Source organism: Claveliimonas bilis (assembly GCF_030296775.1).
GTDB lineage: Bacteria > Bacillota > Clostridia > Lachnospirales > Lachnospiraceae > Claveliimonas > Claveliimonas bilis.
This window is the reverse complement of sequence record NZ_AP027742.1, coordinates 2,776,202-2,796,365: the sequence shown is the minus strand read 5'-3', so window position 1 is coordinate 2,796,365 and position 20,164 is coordinate 2,776,202. Positions and strand designations below refer to the sequence as shown.

At 41.8% G+C, this 20,164-nt stretch carries 16 protein-coding genes and 1 CRISPR repeat array (1 of these 17 only partly in view); of the genes, 13 read left to right on the top strand and 3 right to left on the bottom strand.

Features of this window, described 5'->3' with window-relative positions; translation table 11 throughout:
- A CRISPR array of direct repeats spans positions 1-26; the repeat unit is 36 nt (it extends 1,656 nt beyond the left edge of the window).
- Positions 27-272: 246 nt separating this feature from the next.
- Positions 273-1,070, bottom strand: coding sequence for a 7alpha-hydroxysteroid dehydrogenase (gene hdhA, locus R2J37_RS13500; RefSeq protein ID WP_316265550.1), 798 nt, complete (start codon positions 1,068-1,070; stop codon positions 273-275).
- Between the two features lie 174 nt (positions 1,071-1,244).
- On the opposite strand from hdhA, the gene add reads away from it, so the two are divergent.
- The 8 genes from add to R2J37_RS13460 all read left to right on the top strand — a co-directional run bounded on the left by add (position 1,245) and on the right by R2J37_RS13460 (position 11,279).
- The gene (gene add, locus R2J37_RS13495) at positions 1,245-2,219 is read left to right on the top strand and encodes an adenosine deaminase (RefSeq protein ID WP_316265548.1); all 975 of its coding nucleotides are present in this window, start codon (positions 1,245-1,247) and stop codon (positions 2,217-2,219) included.
- Between the two features lie 37 nt (positions 2,220-2,256).
- Positions 2,257-3,072, top strand: coding sequence for a purine-nucleoside phosphorylase (locus tag R2J37_RS13490; protein WP_316265546.1), 816 nt, complete (start codon positions 2,257-2,259; stop codon positions 3,070-3,072).
- A 178-nt stretch (positions 3,073-3,250) separates the two neighbouring features.
- Positions 3,251-3,835, top strand: a complete 585-nt coding sequence (locus R2J37_RS13485; protein WP_316265545.1) for a restriction endonuclease subunit S — start codon at positions 3,251-3,253, stop codon at positions 3,833-3,835.
- The gene (locus R2J37_RS13480) at positions 3,816-7,013 is read left to right on the top strand and encodes a type I restriction endonuclease subunit R (protein ID WP_316265543.1); all 3,198 of its coding nucleotides are present in this window, start codon (positions 3,816-3,818) and stop codon (positions 7,011-7,013) included. The genes R2J37_RS13485 and R2J37_RS13480 overlap by 20 nt, the downstream gene beginning before the upstream one ends.
- A gap of 119 nt (positions 7,014-7,132) precedes the next feature.
- A complete protein-coding gene (locus R2J37_RS13475; protein ID WP_316265541.1) occupies positions 7,133-8,359 on the top strand; it encodes a restriction endonuclease subunit S in 1,227 nt (408 codons plus the stop codon).
- 17 nt (positions 8,360-8,376) lie between these two features.
- A complete protein-coding gene (gene fic, locus R2J37_RS13470) occupies positions 8,377-8,985 on the top strand; it encodes a protein adenylyltransferase Fic (RefSeq protein WP_316265539.1) in 609 nt (202 codons plus the stop codon).
- Positions 8,986-9,027: 42 nt separating this feature from the next.
- Positions 9,028-10,629: a type I restriction-modification system subunit M gene (locus R2J37_RS13465; RefSeq protein WP_316265537.1), complete on the top strand. Its 1,602-nt coding sequence runs from the start codon at positions 9,028-9,030 to the stop codon at positions 10,627-10,629.
- Positions 10,630-10,775: 146 nt separating this feature from the next.
- Entirely contained in the window at positions 10,776-11,279 is a 504-nt protein-coding gene (locus tag R2J37_RS13460; protein ID WP_316265535.1) for a restriction endonuclease subunit S, read from the top strand.
- 4 nt (positions 11,280-11,283) lie between these two features.
- Here the strand turns inward: R2J37_RS13460 and R2J37_RS13455 are convergent, their stop codons facing one another.
- Both R2J37_RS13455 and R2J37_RS13450 read right to left on the bottom strand, forming a co-directional pair.
- Positions 11,284-12,153 (bottom strand): site-specific integrase, encoded by an 870-nt coding sequence (locus R2J37_RS13455; RefSeq protein WP_316267047.1) that lies wholly within the window; start codon positions 12,151-12,153, stop codon positions 11,284-11,286.
- A gap of 74 nt (positions 12,154-12,227) precedes the next feature.
- On the bottom strand, positions 12,228-12,809 hold the full coding sequence (locus R2J37_RS13450) for a restriction endonuclease subunit S (RefSeq protein WP_316265533.1): 582 nt from the start codon (positions 12,807-12,809) through the stop codon (positions 12,228-12,230).
- Between the two features lie 193 nt (positions 12,810-13,002).
- On the opposite strand from R2J37_RS13450, the gene R2J37_RS13445 reads away from it, so the two are divergent.
- The 5 genes from R2J37_RS13445 to greA all read left to right on the top strand — a co-directional run bounded on the left by R2J37_RS13445 (position 13,003) and on the right by greA (position 20,156).
- Positions 13,003-14,337: an MATE family efflux transporter gene (locus R2J37_RS13445; protein ID WP_316267046.1), complete on the top strand. Its 1,335-nt coding sequence runs from the start codon at positions 13,003-13,005 to the stop codon at positions 14,335-14,337.
- A gap of 251 nt (positions 14,338-14,588) precedes the next feature.
- On the top strand, positions 14,589-15,242 hold the full coding sequence (locus tag R2J37_RS13440) for an ATP-binding protein (protein ID WP_316265531.1): 654 nt from the start codon (positions 14,589-14,591) through the stop codon (positions 15,240-15,242).
- Between the two features lie 113 nt (positions 15,243-15,355).
- The gene (locus R2J37_RS13435; RefSeq protein ID WP_316265529.1) at positions 15,356-18,019 is read left to right on the top strand and encodes a translation factor GTPase family protein; all 2,664 of its coding nucleotides are present in this window, start codon (positions 15,356-15,358) and stop codon (positions 18,017-18,019) included.
- 279 nt (positions 18,020-18,298) lie between these two features.
- Positions 18,299-19,600 (top strand): MATE family efflux transporter, encoded by a 1,302-nt coding sequence (locus R2J37_RS13430; RefSeq protein ID WP_316265527.1) that lies wholly within the window; start codon positions 18,299-18,301, stop codon positions 19,598-19,600.
- Positions 19,601-19,652: 52 nt separating this feature from the next.
- The gene (gene greA, locus R2J37_RS13425) at positions 19,653-20,156 is read left to right on the top strand and encodes a transcription elongation factor GreA (RefSeq protein WP_230105207.1); all 504 of its coding nucleotides are present in this window, start codon (positions 19,653-19,655) and stop codon (positions 20,154-20,156) included.
- Positions 20,157-20,164 lie beyond the last annotated feature (8 nt).

Genomic DNA, 20,164 nt, shown 5'->3' with positions numbered 1-20,164 from the left:
AGTGTAAATCTATAGGGTAATGAAACAAGTTCCGGACAGGTGCTGCATGAACCGTAGTTTGAGAGTAGTGTAAATATAGGGTAATAAAATATCCAGAAAGACTTTCGGATGGTGTGCTTAAAAGCGATGAACGTTTGTGACACTATATTCAAAAAAGTAGAACATAACAGGTATTTACAATAATGAAAAGCCTTAATTCAGAAATAACTAAAAAGTCCATACCATTCCCCAAAGGGAAGTATGGACTTTTTTGAACTAAATTGATGTCTGAATTATCTCCTATTCTTCATCTCGATCATATCACCGAAAACCGGTGTAGGCATTCCGAAGCCTCCTGATACTTCCAGGATCTGGCCTGTTGTGTAGGAAGACTCATCGCTTGCAAAATACAATACAGCCTGCGCAATGTTTTCCGGAGTTCCCATCCGTTTGATTGGCGTGTGCTTCAGGAAGAAATCCTGGAAATCCTGGGTCAGGTTCTGCATAACGGCATCAGTTGCAGTCATGCCCGGGAGTACGGCATTGCAGCGGATGTTATCTCTGGCAGCCTGGGTGGCGATCAGTTTAGTGAGATAGTTGATGGCAGCTTTGCTGGTACCATAACCGATCTGTGAAATGTCCGGTACAGAACCGCCGATAGAAGAAATATTGATAATGCTTCCGCCGCCATTTTTTGCCATATGTGAAATAGCAGCCTGGGAAGCGAGGAACACGCTTCCGATATTTGCATTGAGGGTTCTTAGAAATTCATCGTATTCTGTGGATTTAATATCCAGATCTTTCGTCGGATCAGAAGTACCGAAGTTATTGACAAGGATATCGATTCGTCCTTCCTTTTCAACAGTCTCTTCGATCATGCTTTTATAAGTCTCCTGCTTATAGGCATCATTATATACATAGGAAACAGAACATCCTTCTTTCGTCAGGCGGTCGATCATAGCCTGAGCACGTTCGGGATTGCGGGCAGCCAGATAAACTTTGGCTCCTTCCTGTGCGAATGTTTCTGCAATAGCAGCTCCGATTCCTCTGGTAGATGCTGTTACAACAGCCACTTTGTTTTTTAGTCTCATAAGTAATTCTCCTTTCCGGTGTTTTCTGTTATTTTATATTATAGTCCGGTAAAAAATGCATTAACAGTGATTTGGTCACATTTATATTTGTTTCTTTCGGAAATTATGGTACAATTTGCTTACACAAAATTGTATACAAAAAGTGGTTGACATGGTAGAAAGGCGGGGGAGGATATGGATTACGAATTGCTGCGGAATTTGCCCAAGCTGGAGCTTCATTGTCATTTAGATGGCTCCTTGTCTTTAGAATTTTTAAAAGAAAGGCTAAGACAGGATATTTCTTTGTCGCAGATTCAGGCTGGATGGGAGTGTAAAAATCTGGCGGAATATTTGCAGAAATTTGATCTGCCACTTTTGGCGCTGCAGAATGAGGAAGGCTTAAAAGGAGCCGGCTATGACTTGATCCGTTCGGTGTCAAAGGAAAATGTGAAGTATATAGAGGTTCGGTTTGCCCCTTTGCTTTCTGTACACGAAAATCTGGGGACAAAACAGGTGATAGAGAGCGTTCTGCAGGGACTGGAGCAGGGAAAAAAGGAATTTCAAGTAGAGTACAATGTGATCGTCTGTGCCATGAGGCATCACAGCCTGGAGGATAATCTGCACATGATCCGGCAGGCGAGAGAATTTCTTGGAGAAGGAGTGTGCGCCGCCGACCTGGCAGGAGATGAGGCAGCCTATCCGATGGAGGGATTTCTGGAACTTTTTGGGGAAGTGAAGAAAATGGACATGCCATTTACGATCCATGCCGGGGAATGCGGAAGTGCGAAGAATACCAAAGAGGCTGTGGAGGTGGGAGCTTCGAGGATCGGACACGGGATTGCTATGAGGGAAGATCCGGAAATCCGCTGCCTTTGCAGGGAAAGACAGATTGGGATCGAAATGTGCCCGGTCAGCAATCTGCAGACGAAAGCGGTGCCGGACCGCCGGGAGTATCCCATGAATCTGTTTTTAGGAGAAGGGCTTTTGGTAACGGTGAATACAGATAACCGGACCGTGAGCGGAACAACGGTTACGGATGAGCTAAAGTTTATTCAGAAAAATTATGGAATAAAAGACGAAGAAATTTTTAGGATGATGAGAAATGCAGTGGAAGTATCTTTTGCTGATGAAGCAGTGAAAAACCGTCTGCTTCGTCTATATGAAATATAAGGTTATTGTCCAGTGATGGAAAAAGGAGGAAAGAAATATGCGTCCATATGAAAGATTGCTGAAATGCCGGGAGGAAATACGAAAAAGGACAGACTTCAGGCCCCAGGTGGGAATTGTGCTTGGATCCGGGCTTGGGGGATATGCCGATAATATGGAAATATCCTGTGAAATTCCATACCGTGAAATTCCGGGATTTCCTGTGTCCACTGTACAGGGTCACGACGGGAAGTTTTTGTTTGGCTACGTAAAAAACACTCCCGTTATTTTGATGAAAGGAAGAGTGCATTACTATGAGGGATATCCCATGGAAGATGTGGTGCTCCCGGTGCGTCTGATGGGACTTTTGGGAGCAGATACGGTTATCCTTACCAATGCGGCAGGTGGGATCAACAGGACGTTCCAGGCGGGGGATCTGATGCTGATCACGGATCATATTTCTATAGCGGTTCCGAATCCCCTCAGAGGAGAAAATATAGATGAGCTGGGAACTCGTTTTCCGGATATGAGCCATGTCTATGATCCGGAGCTTCAGGAGGCGGCGAAAGAAGCGGCGGCGCGCCAGGGTATTTCCCTTAGAGAAGGGATTTATGTGCAGTGCAGCGGTCCCAGTTATGAGACGCCGGCGGAAATAAGGATGCTGGGTGCGCTGGGTGCAGATGCGGTAGGTATGAGTACTGTCTGTGAGGCGATTGCCGCCCGTCATATGGGAATGAAAGTATGCGGGATTTCCTGTATTACGAATATGGCCGCCGGAATTTTGGATCAGCCTCTGGATCACCGGGAGGTGCAAAAGAGCGCGGATCAGGCAAAAGAAAAATTTGAGAATCTGATTACCGGACTGGTGGGAAAATAAGCGGTTACGGCAGATGGTTAAAAGAGGATTGGTGTTTAGAATATGAAAGGGTGGTAGAAACCATCCTTTTTTATATATGAAATAGAAGTAATTTTGAAAAATTACAAAAATATTGTACCTAGTAAATAAATATGATATAGTGAATATAAAAAATTTGTAATTATTGAAAGGCACGATTATGTATGAATTGAAAAAATATGTCAGATTTATGAGTGGATCACCTCAATTTAGAATAGTAGAGCTCTCGAGGGGACAGGCCAAAGAATATGAGATGTACAGTCAAAAGGATCTTATGGAAGATCTGACTGGAATAGAAGATAATTGTGAAACGAGCAAGAAAATCTATACGAATGATATAGTGTCTACCCTGGATGCGGGCGATACAGTGTTTAGTTTAATATCAGGTTATGCCTGTGTCGTGGGAGAAGCTCATAAGGGATTTTTGTATACTCAAAACTATATCAAAATCTGTCCAAATGAAAATCTGGATCCGTCATTTTTGGTCTATCTTTTGAATCAGGACAGAAAAGTAAGGAAACAGCTTAGGTCGGGCTTGCAAGGCTCTTCTGTTTTAAAATATACATTGAAACAATTAAAAGAAATAAGGTTTCCATCGCTGCCGCTATTGGAAATACAGCGAGGAATAGGAGAAGTTTATCTGAAGCAGACGAGGGTGGAGGCTTTGAAAAAGAGAAAGGCAGAAGAAGAAAAGTTGCTTATATTCAGTAGATTGGAGGAAATATATGAGAGAACTTGTATTTGAAAATGAATTAATCCGTTATCTTTCGGGAGAAAGTATAGGGGATAAATCAAATAACAAAATTCGTGAAACGGGCAGCTATATTGTAAAAACGAAAAAGTGGAAATATGAACCACACATCAAAACGACAGAAGCTTTGTGGAAAAATTTTAAAGAAATATTAGAACAGCATAACCAGGCTACTCTGGATTACCCCTTGAGTGTGGTAGAATTTAATCAGGTAAAAAAGATTATTTCAGATCTTCATACGCCATATGAGGCAGGACAATTCTTATATGGCCTAAATGGAGTTTCGCAGATTGAGATAGATTTGGACGATGGCCGCCATGTCTTTCTCACTGTATTTGATCAGAAGCAAATTGGGGCAGGGGATACGATTTATCAGGTGGTGAATCAAATTCATCGTCAGCCGGTTATCGCAGGAAAGCAAGAAAGGATATTTGATACCACTCTTCTGATTAATGGTCTTCCAATCATACAGATTGAAGAAAAATCCGATACTCATGATGTCAATGAAGCGCTCAATCAAATGCGCCAGTACATAGACGAGAATCAGTATGGGAATATCTATTCCACGTTGCAAATTTTAGTTGCAATGACGCCAAATAATGTAAAGTATATGGCAAATACTACAATAGAAAAGTTTAACAAAGATTTTGCTTTTCATTGGCAGAGAAGAAAAGACAACTCCATTGTGCGTGATTGGAGAGAATTTGCAGATTGTATGCTCAGTATTCCTATGGCACATCAAATGGCAGTAAATTATATGATTCTGGATGGAACGAAAAACAAGGAAACATTAAAAGTAATGCGTCCTTATCAAGTCTATGCAACACAGAAAGTAATAGAAGGAATCAAACATATGGACTTTGAGGCCGGTGATAAAAAAGTGGGATACATCTGGCATACAACAGGGTCGGGAAAAACGATTACCAGTTTTAAAACGGCATGGCTGGCAAGCAGATTACCAAATGTAGACAAAGTTGTGTTCGTCGTGGACAGGATTGCGCTTACAAGACAGACAAATGAGAAATATCAGGCTTATGATCCGGATGGGTATGCAGGAGAAAGCTTTGCAACAGGAGGGGTAGAGGATACAAAAAACACGACCGATTTAAGCAGGAAATTAAGAAGTAAAGATAATAAGATTATAGTGACATCCGTGCAAAAACTAGGGACACTGGTAAAAAGGAAAAGTTTTAAATCCCCGGATAAGAATATTGTGTTTATTGTAGACGAAGCGCACAGAAGTACGGCGGGAGATAATTTTGCCGCAATACAGAAAGCATTTAAACGCTCGGCGTGGGTGGGTTATACAGGAACGCCAATGTTTGATGAAACGACAACAGGACTTAGGACGGAAGATATATTTGGAAAACTTCTTCATGCTTATACAATTCGTGAGGCCATTGCGGACAAAAATGTACTTGGATTTAAGGTGGATTTTGAAACTACAATTGATGAAGAAAAAATGAGAACAGAATATCTCCCAGAGTTTTATAAAGCGCGCTTCCCGAAATGGACCAAGGAACAGATTGAAGAAAAAATAAAACATTTAACAGTAGAAGATATCGATGACACGATAGAGCCAAGCTTTTATGATGAGAATGAAGAACATGTAAAATTAGTAGTGGAAGATATTTTTAAGAACTGGAAAAATCGTTCCGGAGATGGAAAATATAATGCAATGTTTACTACGCATGTGGGAGGAGGACGAGCCAGTACCCCCATGGCTATGATGTATTACAGAGAATTTCAGCGGGTGAATCAAAAGAATGAAAAAGAAGGAAAACCGACTTTAAAAGTAGCGGTTACGTTTAGTTTGAATACATCAAATAATGATAGCCAGCTTGAAACGAATCGAGGACTGTCTGAGGCAATAGATCAGTATAATAAGGAATTTGATACAGAGTTTGAAATGAAGGATATATCTGCTTATACAGAAGATGTGAGGAGTAGGTTGGATCGTACGGCCATTGACGGAAAGTATCTGGATCTGGTAATTGTAGTCGATCAGCTTCTGACAGGCTTTGATGCTCCGGAACTGAATACGCTCTATGTGGACAGAGTGCTGCGAGGGGCGAATCTTATTCAGGCATATTCCAGAACAAACCGGATTTCAGATCGGGAGGCAAAACCATGGGGAAGGATTGTTAATTATCGCTGGCCGGCTCAGAACGAAAAGTTGATGAATGAAGCTCTTTCTGTATATGCCAACAGAGATTCAGCAAAACTGTCGGATGAAGAACGAAAAGATTTCAATGAAAAATCGGGTATTATAGCAAAGCCGTTTCAATCCGTTTTTAATGAAGTTAAAGGAATTGTGGGGGAATTGAAAGAAATGACAGATCAATTCCAAAAGATTCCAGATAGTGAAAAAAAGCAGGAAAAGATGTTGGATCTCATGCGCCAATATAACGCCGGGATGATAAAACTGAAACAGTATGACCCGGAAATCATAAATGGAGAAAAAATAGGGTTTGATTATGAGGAACCGGATGATCTGCTTCGGGCGTTGGGAATGGAGCCGGAAGAAGAGGTTATGCTGACAACGGTTCTTAGTAATGAATTGAAACAGAGCATTGCAAAAGAAAAGAAAATACCAGTTGTTCAGATTGAACTGAAAATGACTCATGTAAAAGATATCAAGGTAGATTATGATTACCTGACAGAACTTGTAGAAAAGCTCTTAAATCAGGTACATGAAAAAGACAGAGATGGAGCTGGTGAAACAAAAGAGAAGATACGTCAGTTTGCCAATGGTTTGGAAGACAGGCATTACGCAGGACAGATCATGAATGCAGTACTGGCAATTATTAATGGACTTTATCCAAATGATCCTGATTTTAAATATCCGGTACATCTGAAAAACGGAAGCGTTGAAATCATACAGGAGGCAAATAAGGTAAGTCTGGAACGGCGTTTCCAGGATTTCCGGATCAAGTGGGGAATTATTGATGTTGTTTCAAGTGAAGAAATGCGAGAGATGTTTGAAAGACATAGATTCGGACAGAGAGATTTAGATGATACAGGCCGTATCCAGGATATTATAGCTAAAGGCAGCCGTGACTATGCAATGCTGGCCCATGATGAAGAAGTACAGTCAATGGTGAGGATTAAGTATCGAAACAGCCTTAGGGATGCAATTTATGCGTTGGCGGACGAACTGGCAGATCATTAAAAGAGGGTATATCTATAGTGAAATTGCGAAGGGAAAACAAAAATGGTAAAATGGCAATACGGATGATTATTGTTGCGTAATAATTATCACTTTAAGTAAAAGAATTTAGAGGAAAGAAAATGAGTAAAAGTGATGAAAATAAAAGAAGAGTGCCAAAGTTAAGATTTCCAGGATTTACGGAAGATTGGGAACAGCGTAAGTTGGGGGAACTCGGTACGGTTCAGACTTGCAAACGTATTTTTAAAGAACAAACATCGGAACATGGAGACATTCCTTTTTTTAAGAATGGAACTATTGGTTTAGAACCTGACTCATATATTTCAAGAGAAGTGTACGAAGAATTTCGCAGACTATATCCGTATCCAGAAGTAGGAGATACTTTGATTTCAGTAGTTGGAAGTATCGGAAGAACTGCTGAATATAAAGGGAAAGATGAGTATTTTCAAGATTCAAACGTTGTATGGCTCAAGACAGATGGGAGTATTAACAAAAAGTTCCTTAAGATATCTTATCAAGTAATAAAGTGGTTGATAGAGGGGTCTACAGTCAAGCATTTATACAATGACAACATATTGCGAAGTGAGATAGTTATGCCACTTTCGCAGAAAGAACAGGCAAAAATAGCAGCATATTTTGATAAACTCGACCACCTTATCACCCTTCATCAGCGTAAGTGTGATCGTTTAAAAGAGCTGAAAAAAGGATTACTGCAAAAAATGTTTCCTAAAAATGGAGAAAAAATTCCGGAATTAAGATTTCCAGGATTTACGGAAGATTGGGAACAGCGTAAGTTCTCAGATTTGGTACTAATTGAGCGTGGTGGATCGCCCAGGCCGATAGATGATTACATCACCGACGCACCTAACGGCCTGAATTGGGTGAAGATTGGAGATGCTCCAGAGCAAGGCAGATACATCACCAAAACCGTCGAAAAAATAAAACCGGAAGGCCTTTCAAAAACGAGGCAAGTGCAGCCTGGTGATTTGATTCTTTCCAACTCAATGAGTTTCGGAAAACCATATATTATGGGGATAAATGGATGTATTCATGACGGTTGGCTCCTCATCCGAGATACTCAGAGCAGGTTTGATTTGAAGTTCCTGTGTCACATGCTTGGAACGGAACAAATGCTTAACCAGTATAGGATGTTTGCCGCAGGTAGCACGGTTAATAATCTTAACAAAGAGCTTGTAGGAAACACAACGGTATCCCTTCCATCCATTGAGGAACAGAGAGTTATTGGAGATTATTTGGAAAACATCGACCACCTTATCACCCTTCATCAGCGTAAGTTAGATCATCTGAAAGAGTTGAAAAAAGGTCTGCTTCAGCAAATGTTTGTATAGAAAAGGAGTTTATATTTATGGCGTTAAAAAATAAATTAGGAATCAGCGATTCGTCGGAACTTGCGCGGGAAGAAGAAAGAATAAGCAAGAAAAAGGCCATGGAATTATTTGAAAAAGGCTTATTGGATCAATTTGAGGTTGGTACTTTTGCGGGTCTGGCTGAAATTCATAAATACTTATTTGATGAAGTATATGATTTTGCAGGGAAAGTAAGGGACGAGAATATTGCTAAAGGAAATTTTCGTTTTGCACCGGTTATGTATCTGGCGGCAGCCTTGGAACATATAGATAAAATGCCTCAAACAACATTTGATGAGATTATAGAGAAATATGTTGAAATGAATGTAGCTCATCCCTTTCGAGAGGGAAACGGGAGGAGTACAAGAATTTGGCTTGACGCAATTTTGAAAAAAGAAATACAGCAAGTGATTGACTGGAGCAAAGTAGATAAAGAAGATTATTTGCTTGCGATGGAGAGAAGTCCGATTAAAGATGTGGAGATCAAAGTTTTGTTAAAAGAGGCATTAACGGATGCGGTGAATGACAGAAGTGTCTATATGAAAGGGATTGACGCGAGTTATTATTATGAAGGTTATAATACATTCAAAACGGAAGAGCTTCAATAAAAGAGATCTTTGTGAAATAGAAAGGATAAAAGGAGACAAGTTATGTCTAATAATAATGTAAATACAATAGCAAGCCAATTATGGGCTATGGCGAATGAACTTCGTGGAAACATGGATGCAGGGGAGTTTAAAAATTATATTTTAGCATTTATGTTTTACCGTTATTTGTCAGAGCATCAGGAAAAATATCTGGTTGATAATGGTGTCATTGATATCAGGGAAGATCAAACGATTAATGAAGCATATAGTGAGCAGGCGTCGGGAGAAGAACTTCCAGAATATCTCCGGGATATTTCTGCAACATTAGGATATGCAATTGAACCGGAAGATACATGGGCTTCTTTAAATTATAAAATAGATGAATCCATGGTAATTCCCAGTGATTATCAAACAATTTTCGATCATTTCAATAAAAATGCGGAGTTAAATTCTGATGCGTCACGAGATTTTCGGGGAGTATTTAATGACATTAACCTGGGTGATTCCAGGCTTGGAAATTCTACAACTGCACGTGCAAAGTCTTTGAATAACATTGTAAAACTTGTAGATAGAATTGAATATAAGAGTGAGGATGGCAAGGATATTCTCGGAGAAATTTATGAATATTTGATAGGACAATTTGCAGCTAGTGCGGGAAAAAAAGGAGGAGAGTTTTATACACCTCACCAGGTAAGCAAGATTTTAGCTAAAATAGTAACAGCTAATATTGAAAAGCTGGATGATACTTTTATGGTATACGACCCTGCTATGGGGTCAGGGTCTTTGCTTTTAACAGTGCGTGATGAACTTCCGGAAGGAGGCAGAACAGGAGCAATTAAATTTTTCGGTCAGGAGTTAAATACAACAACCTATAACCTTGCTCGAATGAATCTGATGATGCATAATGTTTCGTTTAATAATATGGACTTAAATAATGCAGATACGTTAGAGGTTGACTGGCCTGATGGACCAGATGAAAAGGGGGTAGATCACCCTCGCAGTTTTGATGCTGTTGTAGCGAATCCGCCATATTCCGCAAAGTGGGATAACAGAGAGTCGAAATTAAAGGATCCCCGTTTTGTGGAATATGGAAAGCTTGCACCTGCCTCTAAAGCAGATTATGCATTTGTACTGCATAGTCTTTATCATTTGAATCATGAAGGGACGATGGCAATTGTGCTTCCCCATGGTGTTCTGTTTAGAGGGGCAGCAGAAGGGAAAATACGGCAGACAATTATAGAAAAGAATTACCTGGATACAGTGATTGGCTTGCCACCTAATTTGTTCTATGGTACAGGTATTCCGACAACAATTTTGGTATTTAAGAAAAACCGTACAACGAAAGATATATTGTTTATAGATGCCAGTCAAGAATTTGAAAAAGGGAAAAATCAAAATAATTTAAGTGATGAGAATGTAGAAAAAATTATTAAAGTCTATAAGGAAAGAAAAGACATTGATAAATATGCACATCTTGCTTCATATGAAGAGATTAAAGACAATGATTTTAACTTGAATATACCAAGATATGTAGATACTTTTGAGGAAGAACCTCCGGTAGATATATTGGCAGTGTGCAAAGAGTTGGAAAAGGATAATGCAGAAATAGAGAAGCTTGAAAAAGAGATAAAAGAGCAGCTCGAAATTTTAGGCGTGGAATTATAAAAAAGATATATGATAATTATTGAGTTTATTATATGGAACGAATGAAAAAGACCTATATAAATATTGGCAGTTTAATAAAGACCAGGAAAAGAGAATGATGAGAAGGTGGAAAAGCTATAGTTTGGGAACAGCGTAAGTTCTCAGATTTGGTACTAATTGAGCGTGGTGGATCGCCCAGGCCGATAGATGATTACATCACCGACGCACCTAACGGCCTGAATTGGGTGAAGATTGGAGATGCTCCAGAGCAAGGCAGATACATCACCAAAACCGTCGAAAAAATAAAACCGGAAGGCCTTTCAAAAACGAGGCAAGTGCAGCCTGGTGATTTGATTCTTTCCAACTCAATGAGTTTCGGAAAACCATATATTATGGGGATAAATGGATGTATTCATGACGGTTGGCTCCTCATCCGAGATACTCAGAGCAGGTTTGATTTGAAGTTCCTGTGTCACATGCTTGGAACGGAACAAATGCTTAACCAGTATAGGATGTTTGCCGCAGGTAGCACGGTTAATAATCTTAACAAAGAGCTTGTAGGAAACACAACGGTATCCCTTCCATCCATTGAGGAACAGAGAGTTATTGGAGATTATTTGGAAAACATCGACCACCTTATCACCCTTCATCAGCGTAAGCTATTTGAATAAAAATTTAATTTAGACTAGACAAAGATCGCATGACTAAATCTACATCTTTATTTTCTAGTTCATGAATAATATGTAAGTAAGTTTTTTGAGTTGTTGTAATGCTAGAATGCCCCAAACGCTGTGCTACACTTGCAATCGATACTCCTGCGAATAGGAGAAGGGAAGCGTGCCTATGTCGAAGTCCATGAACCGTTATTTCAGGAATATTTACCTGTTTGCAGTGACGTGACAATATTCCATTCACTGTGGAATTGTATACTCTGCCTTTTACAAATATTGGTTCATCCTCCGGTAAGTTTTTCACCAGAGTTGAATATTGAACTACTGTTTGCCAGTCTATTTGAATTTTGCGAATAGAAGACTTATTTTTTGTGGGCAAAAAGCCGGTACCTTCTTTATAATCCCATGTTTTGTTTACAGAAAGAGACTGATGAATAAAATCAAAATCTTTTGGGGTCAAAGCGAGTGCTTCGGAAAACCGCATTCCAGTCTTTGCAAGAAGTAGTATAAACCAATCCCAGTTTATTTCAGGAGTTAGTGATAGGGAACTTAGTAGTGTATGAAGCTCAAACTGATTAAGATATTTCAGCTTTTTTTCTGTTGGAGTTTTCCCTTTTATAATTGCTTTGCGTGTTGGATCGCGGTTGATTAAACCTTCATCTACAGCATCTAGTATGGCTCCTTTTAACTGATGGTGAAAATCCATAGTAGTTTGGCGTTCGTGACAAGTAGCATAATCATTTAGCAATTGTTGATATGTGATGCGATTCAATTCAAATAGTTTTAGTTTAGGAGCTAATTTTATTATCCATTGATATGTCATGAAATATTTATTTAGAGTTACTTTTCTGACGGCATCCTTTTTATAAACCATAATCCATGTAAAATAATATTCACAGAATAAATCAGCGCTTTTAAAGTTGTTTGACAATATATAACACCTCCTTGCTATAGTAGCTTACGCTGATGAAGGGTGATAAGTTGATCAAGTTTATCCAGATAACCTCCTATTTTCTTTTGTTCTGTTATTGTAGGAACAGTAATTTTTTTTTTAAAAAAATCAGATTCGTGAATTTTCCACTGTCCATAAACAACTCCTTGTCTCCATCTAACCATTTCATTAATAAAATCTTTTCTTAAAAATCTTCTTCCAAGAAAGTCTAAATCATCTATACCAATTGGTTTAAAGATACTGTAAACAGGAGAAATACTAGCATTTCCGTACTTATTCAATCCAATTGAACCTGTTTCTAAGTTATTTGAACTATAAATAAAATCACCAAATTCTGTTTTTTTATATTTCTTTCCTTTTTCGTCATTTACTAAGGCACTACGATCATAGCGTTCTCCTTTTGGGGCAACACCCTGATTAGCAATAAATGCCATCAATGGATATTCTTCACTCATTGGTGCTTGTTCATTACGTTCTTGAAGTAAATCAGATACCTTACGCTGTTCCCAATCTTCCGTAAATCCAGTATAAGCTAATATAATTACAAAGTTTATGAATAAAAATATTTTTATGGTCATCCTTAATATTTCAACATTATACTTGCAGATTTGTAGTTGATTATAATGATGAAAATACAAATGTAAAATTCGCTTTCTTTTTTATTACGGAAAGAACCATTGACGAAAAAATAAGAACGAAGTAAGATAATCTGTGGTAGAAAACGTGATATGGGAGGGGTTCTTCTTGAAAAACAAAAGATATGAGATCGATATGTGCAATGGTTCGATCATGGATAAACTGATTTCCTTCTCACTGCCGCTTATGCTGACCAGTATTCTTCAGCTTATGTTCAACGCAGTGGACATTATTGTCGTGGGAAGGTTTGACAGCAGCTCGGCCTTGGCTGCCGTGGGATCCACAACATCTCTGATCCATATTTTTACGAATCTGTTTGTTGGAATCTCTCTGGGCGCCAATGTACTGGCTGCCAGACATTATGCTGCGGGGCGGGATAAGGAAATGTCTGAGACGGTACATACAGCTATTACATTTGCTTTGCTCTCAGGAATCGTGATGGCATTCATCGGCGTGTGTTCTGCATATCCTGTGCTGAAACTGATGGGGACTCCATCGGACGTGATCGGGCAGTCTGCGCGCTATATGAGGATCTATTTTATGGGAATGCCGTTTTTCATGCTTTACAATTACGGATCAGCAATCCTGCGTGCGGTAGGTGATACAAAAAGACCTCTGCTCTTTCTAAGCCTGGCCGGAATGGCAAATGTAGTACTGGATCTTTTGCTGGTCATTGTCATACCGTTGGGGGTTGCGGGAGTAGCGGTGGGTACAGTGGCATCCCAGTGTGTTTCGTCCATCCTTGTAGTGCGGTGTCTGTGTAAAACGGAAGGAAGTTACCAGCTTAAATTCTCCATGCTCAGGATGAAAAGCGTTCATTTGAAACAGATTTTTCAGGTGGGGATTCCGGCGGGGATCCAGAGTGTGGTGATCAATTTTTCCAACGCTCTTCTGCAGTCGTCGGTTAATTCTTTTGGTTCCATCGCTATGGCCGGATATGCGGCGGCCAACAATATCCTTGGATTTTTATATGTGGCCATCAATGCAGTAACACAGGCGTGCATGAGCTTTACAAGCCAAAATTACAGCGTAGGGAAGTATAAGCGAATGGACAGAGTACTGCTAAACTGCATGATATTATCGGTGGGGACGGCGGCTGTTCTGGGAGTTGGCAGTTATGTGTTCGGAGGAACGCTTCTAAAGATATATACGACAGAAGGTGACGTAATACGCTACGGTCTGGAAATCCTGTCCATTACGACAGTGCCGTATTTCCTGTGCGGTATTATGGATCTGATACCGGGAGCGCTGCGGGGAATGGGACATTCGGCAGTACCCATGATCCTGTCGGTGATCGGAACGGTAGGAACAAGGATCGTGTGGATTTACGGAATGTTTCCAAACCACAGGTCGCTTTACTTTCTGTTTATCTCCTATCCGGCTTCCTGGATCATTACGATTCTTATGCAGGCGATATGTTTCTATTTTGTGAGGAAAAAATGTATACGGCATATCCTGCAGGCAGCCTAGCAAAGTTCAGAAACTGTACGTGCTTATCGTAATCGGCATATGGCTTATAGAACGGAACATGTATGGGAGAGGCTAAACGATGAAGAATATTTGGAGAGGAATATAGGATTTTGTATGAATTCCCGGAATATTTCCTGGATTATCGGGAAATTCTTGATCCTAGTATCCGGTGGACGGACAGATTGCAATCTAGTTCCGGTGACTGGACAGGGAATTTATTCGATTTCTTTTTTCGAGTTTATGGGAAAGTTGTGAAAGATTTGAAAATTCCTTTTAAACTGGAAGGGATAACCAGAGTAGATGATACGCCTGTGCATAAAGCGTTGAGAGAAGCCTTGGCGAATTGTTTGGTAAATACAGATTTTTACGTTCCGAGAGGAATTGTGATCCGGAAAGATGAAGAGACTATCGTAATGGAAAATCCGGGAAGTATCAGAACTGGAAAAGAGCAGATGCTGAAAGGAGGTATATCGGATCCCAGGAATAAAGCTTTGATGAAGATGTTTAATTTGATTGGGATTGGAGAAAGAGCAGGAAGCGGTGTGCCGGATATATATAGTGCCTGGGAGCGGCAGGGATGGGAGCAGCCGGAGGTCATAGAAGAATATGGACCAGACAGAACCATTTTAAAATTATCGTTTGTAAAAAAAGTGGCGATAAAAAGTGGCGATAAAAAAGTGGCGATAAAAAGCGGTGATAAAAAGAAAGTGACAAAAAAGACAGAACGACAGATGGAGACTGTTTTGGAATACATGCTTCCGGACAAAGAATATAAAACAAGTGAGATAGCAGAAGTCATCGGAGTGAAAGAGTCGAGAGCCAGAGTTTTGGTAAATGAACTTGCAAAGCGAAATAAGATAAAAGCGATCGGAAAGAACAAAGGGCGCAGATACAAAATCAAATAGATAAAGCTTTCCGCTCCTTAAACGATACAGGACAGACAATGCTTTATCGACTTATCCCCCTTTTTGTGCTATGATAATACAGTCATTATTACAGCGCAAAAAGGGGTTTTTTCATGGAAAATACATCCAAAAATAGAGAGAAAAACGCGCCCGGAAAACGGGCGGATCACATCTGTGTCGGTATTCTGGCCCATGTAGATGCGGGGAAAACGACATTGGCGGAAGGCATATTATACCAGACCGGACAGATCCGTAAATTGGGCCGGGTGGATCATAAAGATGCGTTTCTTGATACCCATGCAATGGAGAAGGAGAGGGGGATCACCATCTTTTCCAAGCAGGCAGAACTTACCATTGGAGAGAAAGAAGTGACGCTTCTTGATACGCCGGGACATGTGGATTTTTCCGCAGAGATGGAGCGGACGCTGCAGGTGTTGGACTATGCGGTCCTTGTGATCAGCGGATCGGACGGGGTGCAGGGCCATGTGGAAACGCTGTGGCACCTGCTGAAGTGTTATGATATACCAACGTTTTTGTTTGTCAATAAAATGGACCTGGAAGGAACAGACAGGGAGCAGCTTATGGGAGAGCTGAAGGAACGGCTTTCTGATGACTGTGAGGATTTTATGCGGGACGGTGAACAGGCTGATGAGGAGTTTTGTGAAAGGATCTCCCTCCATGACGAAACCCTTCTGGAAGAGTATCTTGAAGGAAATATGCCGGGGAGGGAAGACATTGCAGGTCTGGTAAAAGAAAGGAAGCTGTTTCCCTGCTTTTTCGGTTCGGCCCTTAAGATGGAGGGGGTACAGCAGTTTTTGGATGGTCTGGACCGGTACATGGAATATCCTGTCTATCCCCGGGAATTTGGCGCCAGAGTCTATAAAATTTCAAGAGACAGTTCAGGTATGAGACTGACCCATCTGAAAGTGACGGGCGGAACGTTGAAAGTGAAAATGCGTCTGGATGAGACAAGCGAGGATAAGGCGGAACAGATCCGCATTTATTCCGGGACAGGTTTTCAGAATGTAACAGAGGCCGGCCCCGGAACGATCTGCGCCCTGATCGGACCGCGGACCAGTTATGCGGGGCAGGGACTGGGCATAGAGAAACAGTCTGAAGCGCCGATTCTGGAGCCGGTGCTGACTTACCGGCTGCAGCCGCAGGTGGATTGCGACATGCACAGTCTTTGCCTGAAGCTTCGGCAATTGGAGGAAGAGATTCCGGAAATGCACATCGTATGGCAGGAGGAACTGTCGGAAATCCATATACAGATCATGGGTGAAGTGCAGATGGATATTTTAAAAGCTCTCATTCTGGAGCGGTTTGGAGTGCCGGTTTCCTTTGGGGAGGGAAGCATTGTATATAAGGAGACGATTGCCGCCCCGGTGGAGGGAGTGGGACATTTTGAGCCTCTTAGGCATTATGCGGAAGTCCATCTTCTCCTGGAACCGGGGGAGAGAGGAGAGGGACTGCAGTTTGCAGCGGAATGCAGTGAGGATATGCTGGATGTAAACTGGCAGAGACTGATATTGACCCATCTGGAAGAGAAAAAGCACAGAGGAGTGCTGACCGGTTCTGAGATTACAGATATGAAGATCACACTCATTGCAGGACGGGCCCACCAGAAGCATACCGAAGGCGGAGACTTCCGCCAGGCTACATACCGGGCAGTGCGCCAGGGACTTCGGAAAGCGGAAAGTGTTCTTCTGGAACCGGTGTATGAATTTCGGATCGAGGTTCCCCGGGAGCAGATCGGGCGTGTGCTTGCAGATGTGCAGCGAATGAGCGGCAGTTTTGAGCCTCCCGTTGCAGAAGGGGATCGGATGATCTTAACCGGAAGCGCCCCGGTAATCTGTATGAGAGGATATCAGACAGAACTTCTGTCCTTTACCGGTGGAAGAGGGAGGTTTTTCTGCACGCTGAAAGGATATGAGCCCTGCCACAACCAGGAAGAAATCGTAGAAAAGATGGGATATGATCCGGAGGCGGATACTGATAATCCGACAGGATCCGTATTCTGCGCTCATGGAGCGGGATTTACCGTCAGCTGGGATCAGGTGGAAGATTATATGCATGTGGAAGGGATCCGAAAGAGAGAAGAGGCGGAGGAAGTATCGGAGCTGGAGGATCGAAAGCACAGGGTTCATACCGCCATGGCAGATGAAGAGGAGCTGAAGGCGATTTTTGCACGAACATATGGTTCCGGAGAAAAGCGCACTGCATGGAAGCGCACCGTGCATTCGGAAAGCAGCGGCACCTATAGAGGAGAGAAGAAGAAAAAAGGAAAAGAATACCTTTTGGTGGATGGATATAATATTATTTTTGCATGGGAAGATCTGAAAGAACTGGCTAAGGAGAATATTGAGGCAGCCAGAGGGAAGCTGATGGATGTTCTCTGCAATTATCAGGGCTACCGCAAAATGACGCTGATCCTTGTATTTGACGCATATAAAGTGCCGGGATACACAGGGGAAGTGCAGAAATATCATAATATTTATGTTGTTTACACCAAGGAGGCAGAGACGGCGGATCAATATATTGAGAAGACTGTGCATGAGATCTCAAAAGAGCATCAGGTGACGGTCGCTACCTCGGACGGTCTGGAGCAGATCATCATAATGGGACAGGGGGCAAGAAGACTGTCTGCACAGGGGCTTCTTCGGGAAATAAAGGATACAGGGAAAGAAATGCGCCTGCAGCATATGGACCGCCCTGTTTCCGGAAAAGCGTATTTGTCCGAGATCATGCCGGATGATGTTTTGAACTCCGGGGAATGATGACTTTGAAAAAGAAATGCAGGAAAAGAAAATGCAGGAAAAATGCTTGACTTCGAATATCTGACTGTGATATAAGTAGACACAAGCAAGAGAAAGGGCCCCATCTGCCACCGGGTAGATGGAGAAAAGTGTCCAGCCGTATTCCGGTAGGTCTTAGAAGGAATACGGCTGGATATTTTTGTTTGTCGGGAAACTTTGTTCCCTGATCAAATAAGAGCCTTTCGGGTATCGCAAAAAGTAAGTGACCTGGCAGAAAGAGGAGCAAGGAGGAAATAAGACATGAAGAGAGAATTTGGCAAATATGTATCTTTGAATATTTTTGGAATGCTGGGGCTGTCCTGTTATATTCTGGCGGATACATTTTTTGTTTCAGCAAAGATGGGGGCCGACGGTCTGACAGCCCTTAATCTTGCCATTTCTATTTACAGTTTTATCAATGGAACGGGGCTGATGATCGGGATCGGAGGCGGAACAAAGTACTCTATTTATCGTTCCAGAAGAGAAGAGGAAAAGGGAAACCGTGTATTTACGGCGGCCCTTGCAATGGGACTTTTGATCGGAATCATTTTATTTGCAGTGGGAATTTTTGCGGCTCGGCCGCTATCGATCCTTCTTGGAGCGGAGGGAAAGATCATAGAGATGACTACGGTTTACCTGCGGACAATTTTATGTTTTTCCCCCTGTTTTATATGCAACAACATTTTTCTTGCCTTTGTGAGAAATGACGGCAATCCCCGGCTTTCTATGATCGGGATGCTTGTGGGAAGTTTTTCCAATGTTATTTTAGACTATATTTTTATTTTCCCGGCGGATATGGGAATGTTCGGAGCAGCGTTTGCGACAGGGCTTGCTCCTGTTATCAGTATGCTGATCCTTTCCCGGCACAAGTTTTCCGGAAAGAATGGCTTTCATTTGCAGACAGACGGATCCTTCTGGCGCTATGCAAAAGGGATCCCTGGTCTGGGAGCTTCATCCTTTATCAATGAAGTCTCTTCCGGCGTCGTACTGATCGTTCTGAATCTTTTGATCCTGGGGATCAGCGGAAATACGGGAGTTGCGGCTTATGGGGTGATCGCAAACCTTGCCCTGGTGGCTCTTTCGATTTTTACCGGTATCTCACAGGGAAGCCAGCCTCTTTTGAGCAAATATTATGGGGAGGGAAACGGTGCAAAAGTGCGGGAAATATATCGTTATATGGTGATATTGGCTTTGGCAGTAGGTGTTTTTCTTGTACTGACCGCATTTTTTGCCACGGATTCTTTGATCGCTGTATTTAACAGCGAGGGGAATAAGGAGCTTGCCCGTATCGCTCATACAGGTCTTCGTATCTACTTCCTGGGATTTCTGGCGGCAGGTGTGAATATTGTGACAGCCGCGTGCAAAGGAGCATTGGAGCAGGCAGGAGAATCCTTCCTCATTTCGGTAATGAGAGGGCTGATCTGTATTGTGATCTACGCGGCAGTCCTTTCAAAATTGTTCGGCATGACCGGCATATGGGCGGCATTTCCGGCTACGGAGGCAACGACCCTTCTTTTATCTGTCTTTTTTGTTTGGCGCAGGAAGAATCCCTTTTCCAGGTAGACGATTTATGCTATAGTGAATAAGAAGATGAAGAAATAAAGAGGTGTTAAAATTGCGGGAACAGCTGACGAAGCAGGATGTGGAAAAAATACAGAAAGAAATTGAGTACCGGAAGCTGGTTGTAAGAAAAAATGCAATTGAGGCAGTAAAAGAGGCAAGAGCCCATGGCGATCTCAGTGAGAATTTTGAGTACCATGCTGCTAAAAAAGATAAGAATCAGAATGAGAGCCGGATCCGGTATCTGGAGCGGATGCTGAAAACGGCGAAAATCGTTCAGGATGACTCTGCAGCTGACGAGGTGGGTATAGACAAGAAAGTAGAGGTCTATTTTGAAGACGATGATGAGACAGAAGTATTTAAGCTCGTCACTTCTGTGAGGGGAAGTTCTTTAAATGGAAAGATCAGCATAGAATCCCCCATTGGAAAAGCAATTTTGAAGCATAAGGCCGGTGACAGGGTTTATGTAAAAATAAATGAAAATGCCGGGTACTATGTTGTGATCCGTTCTGTGGAAAGCACAGAAGGCGAGGACGAGGATGAGATCCGTCGGTATTAGAGGGGAGG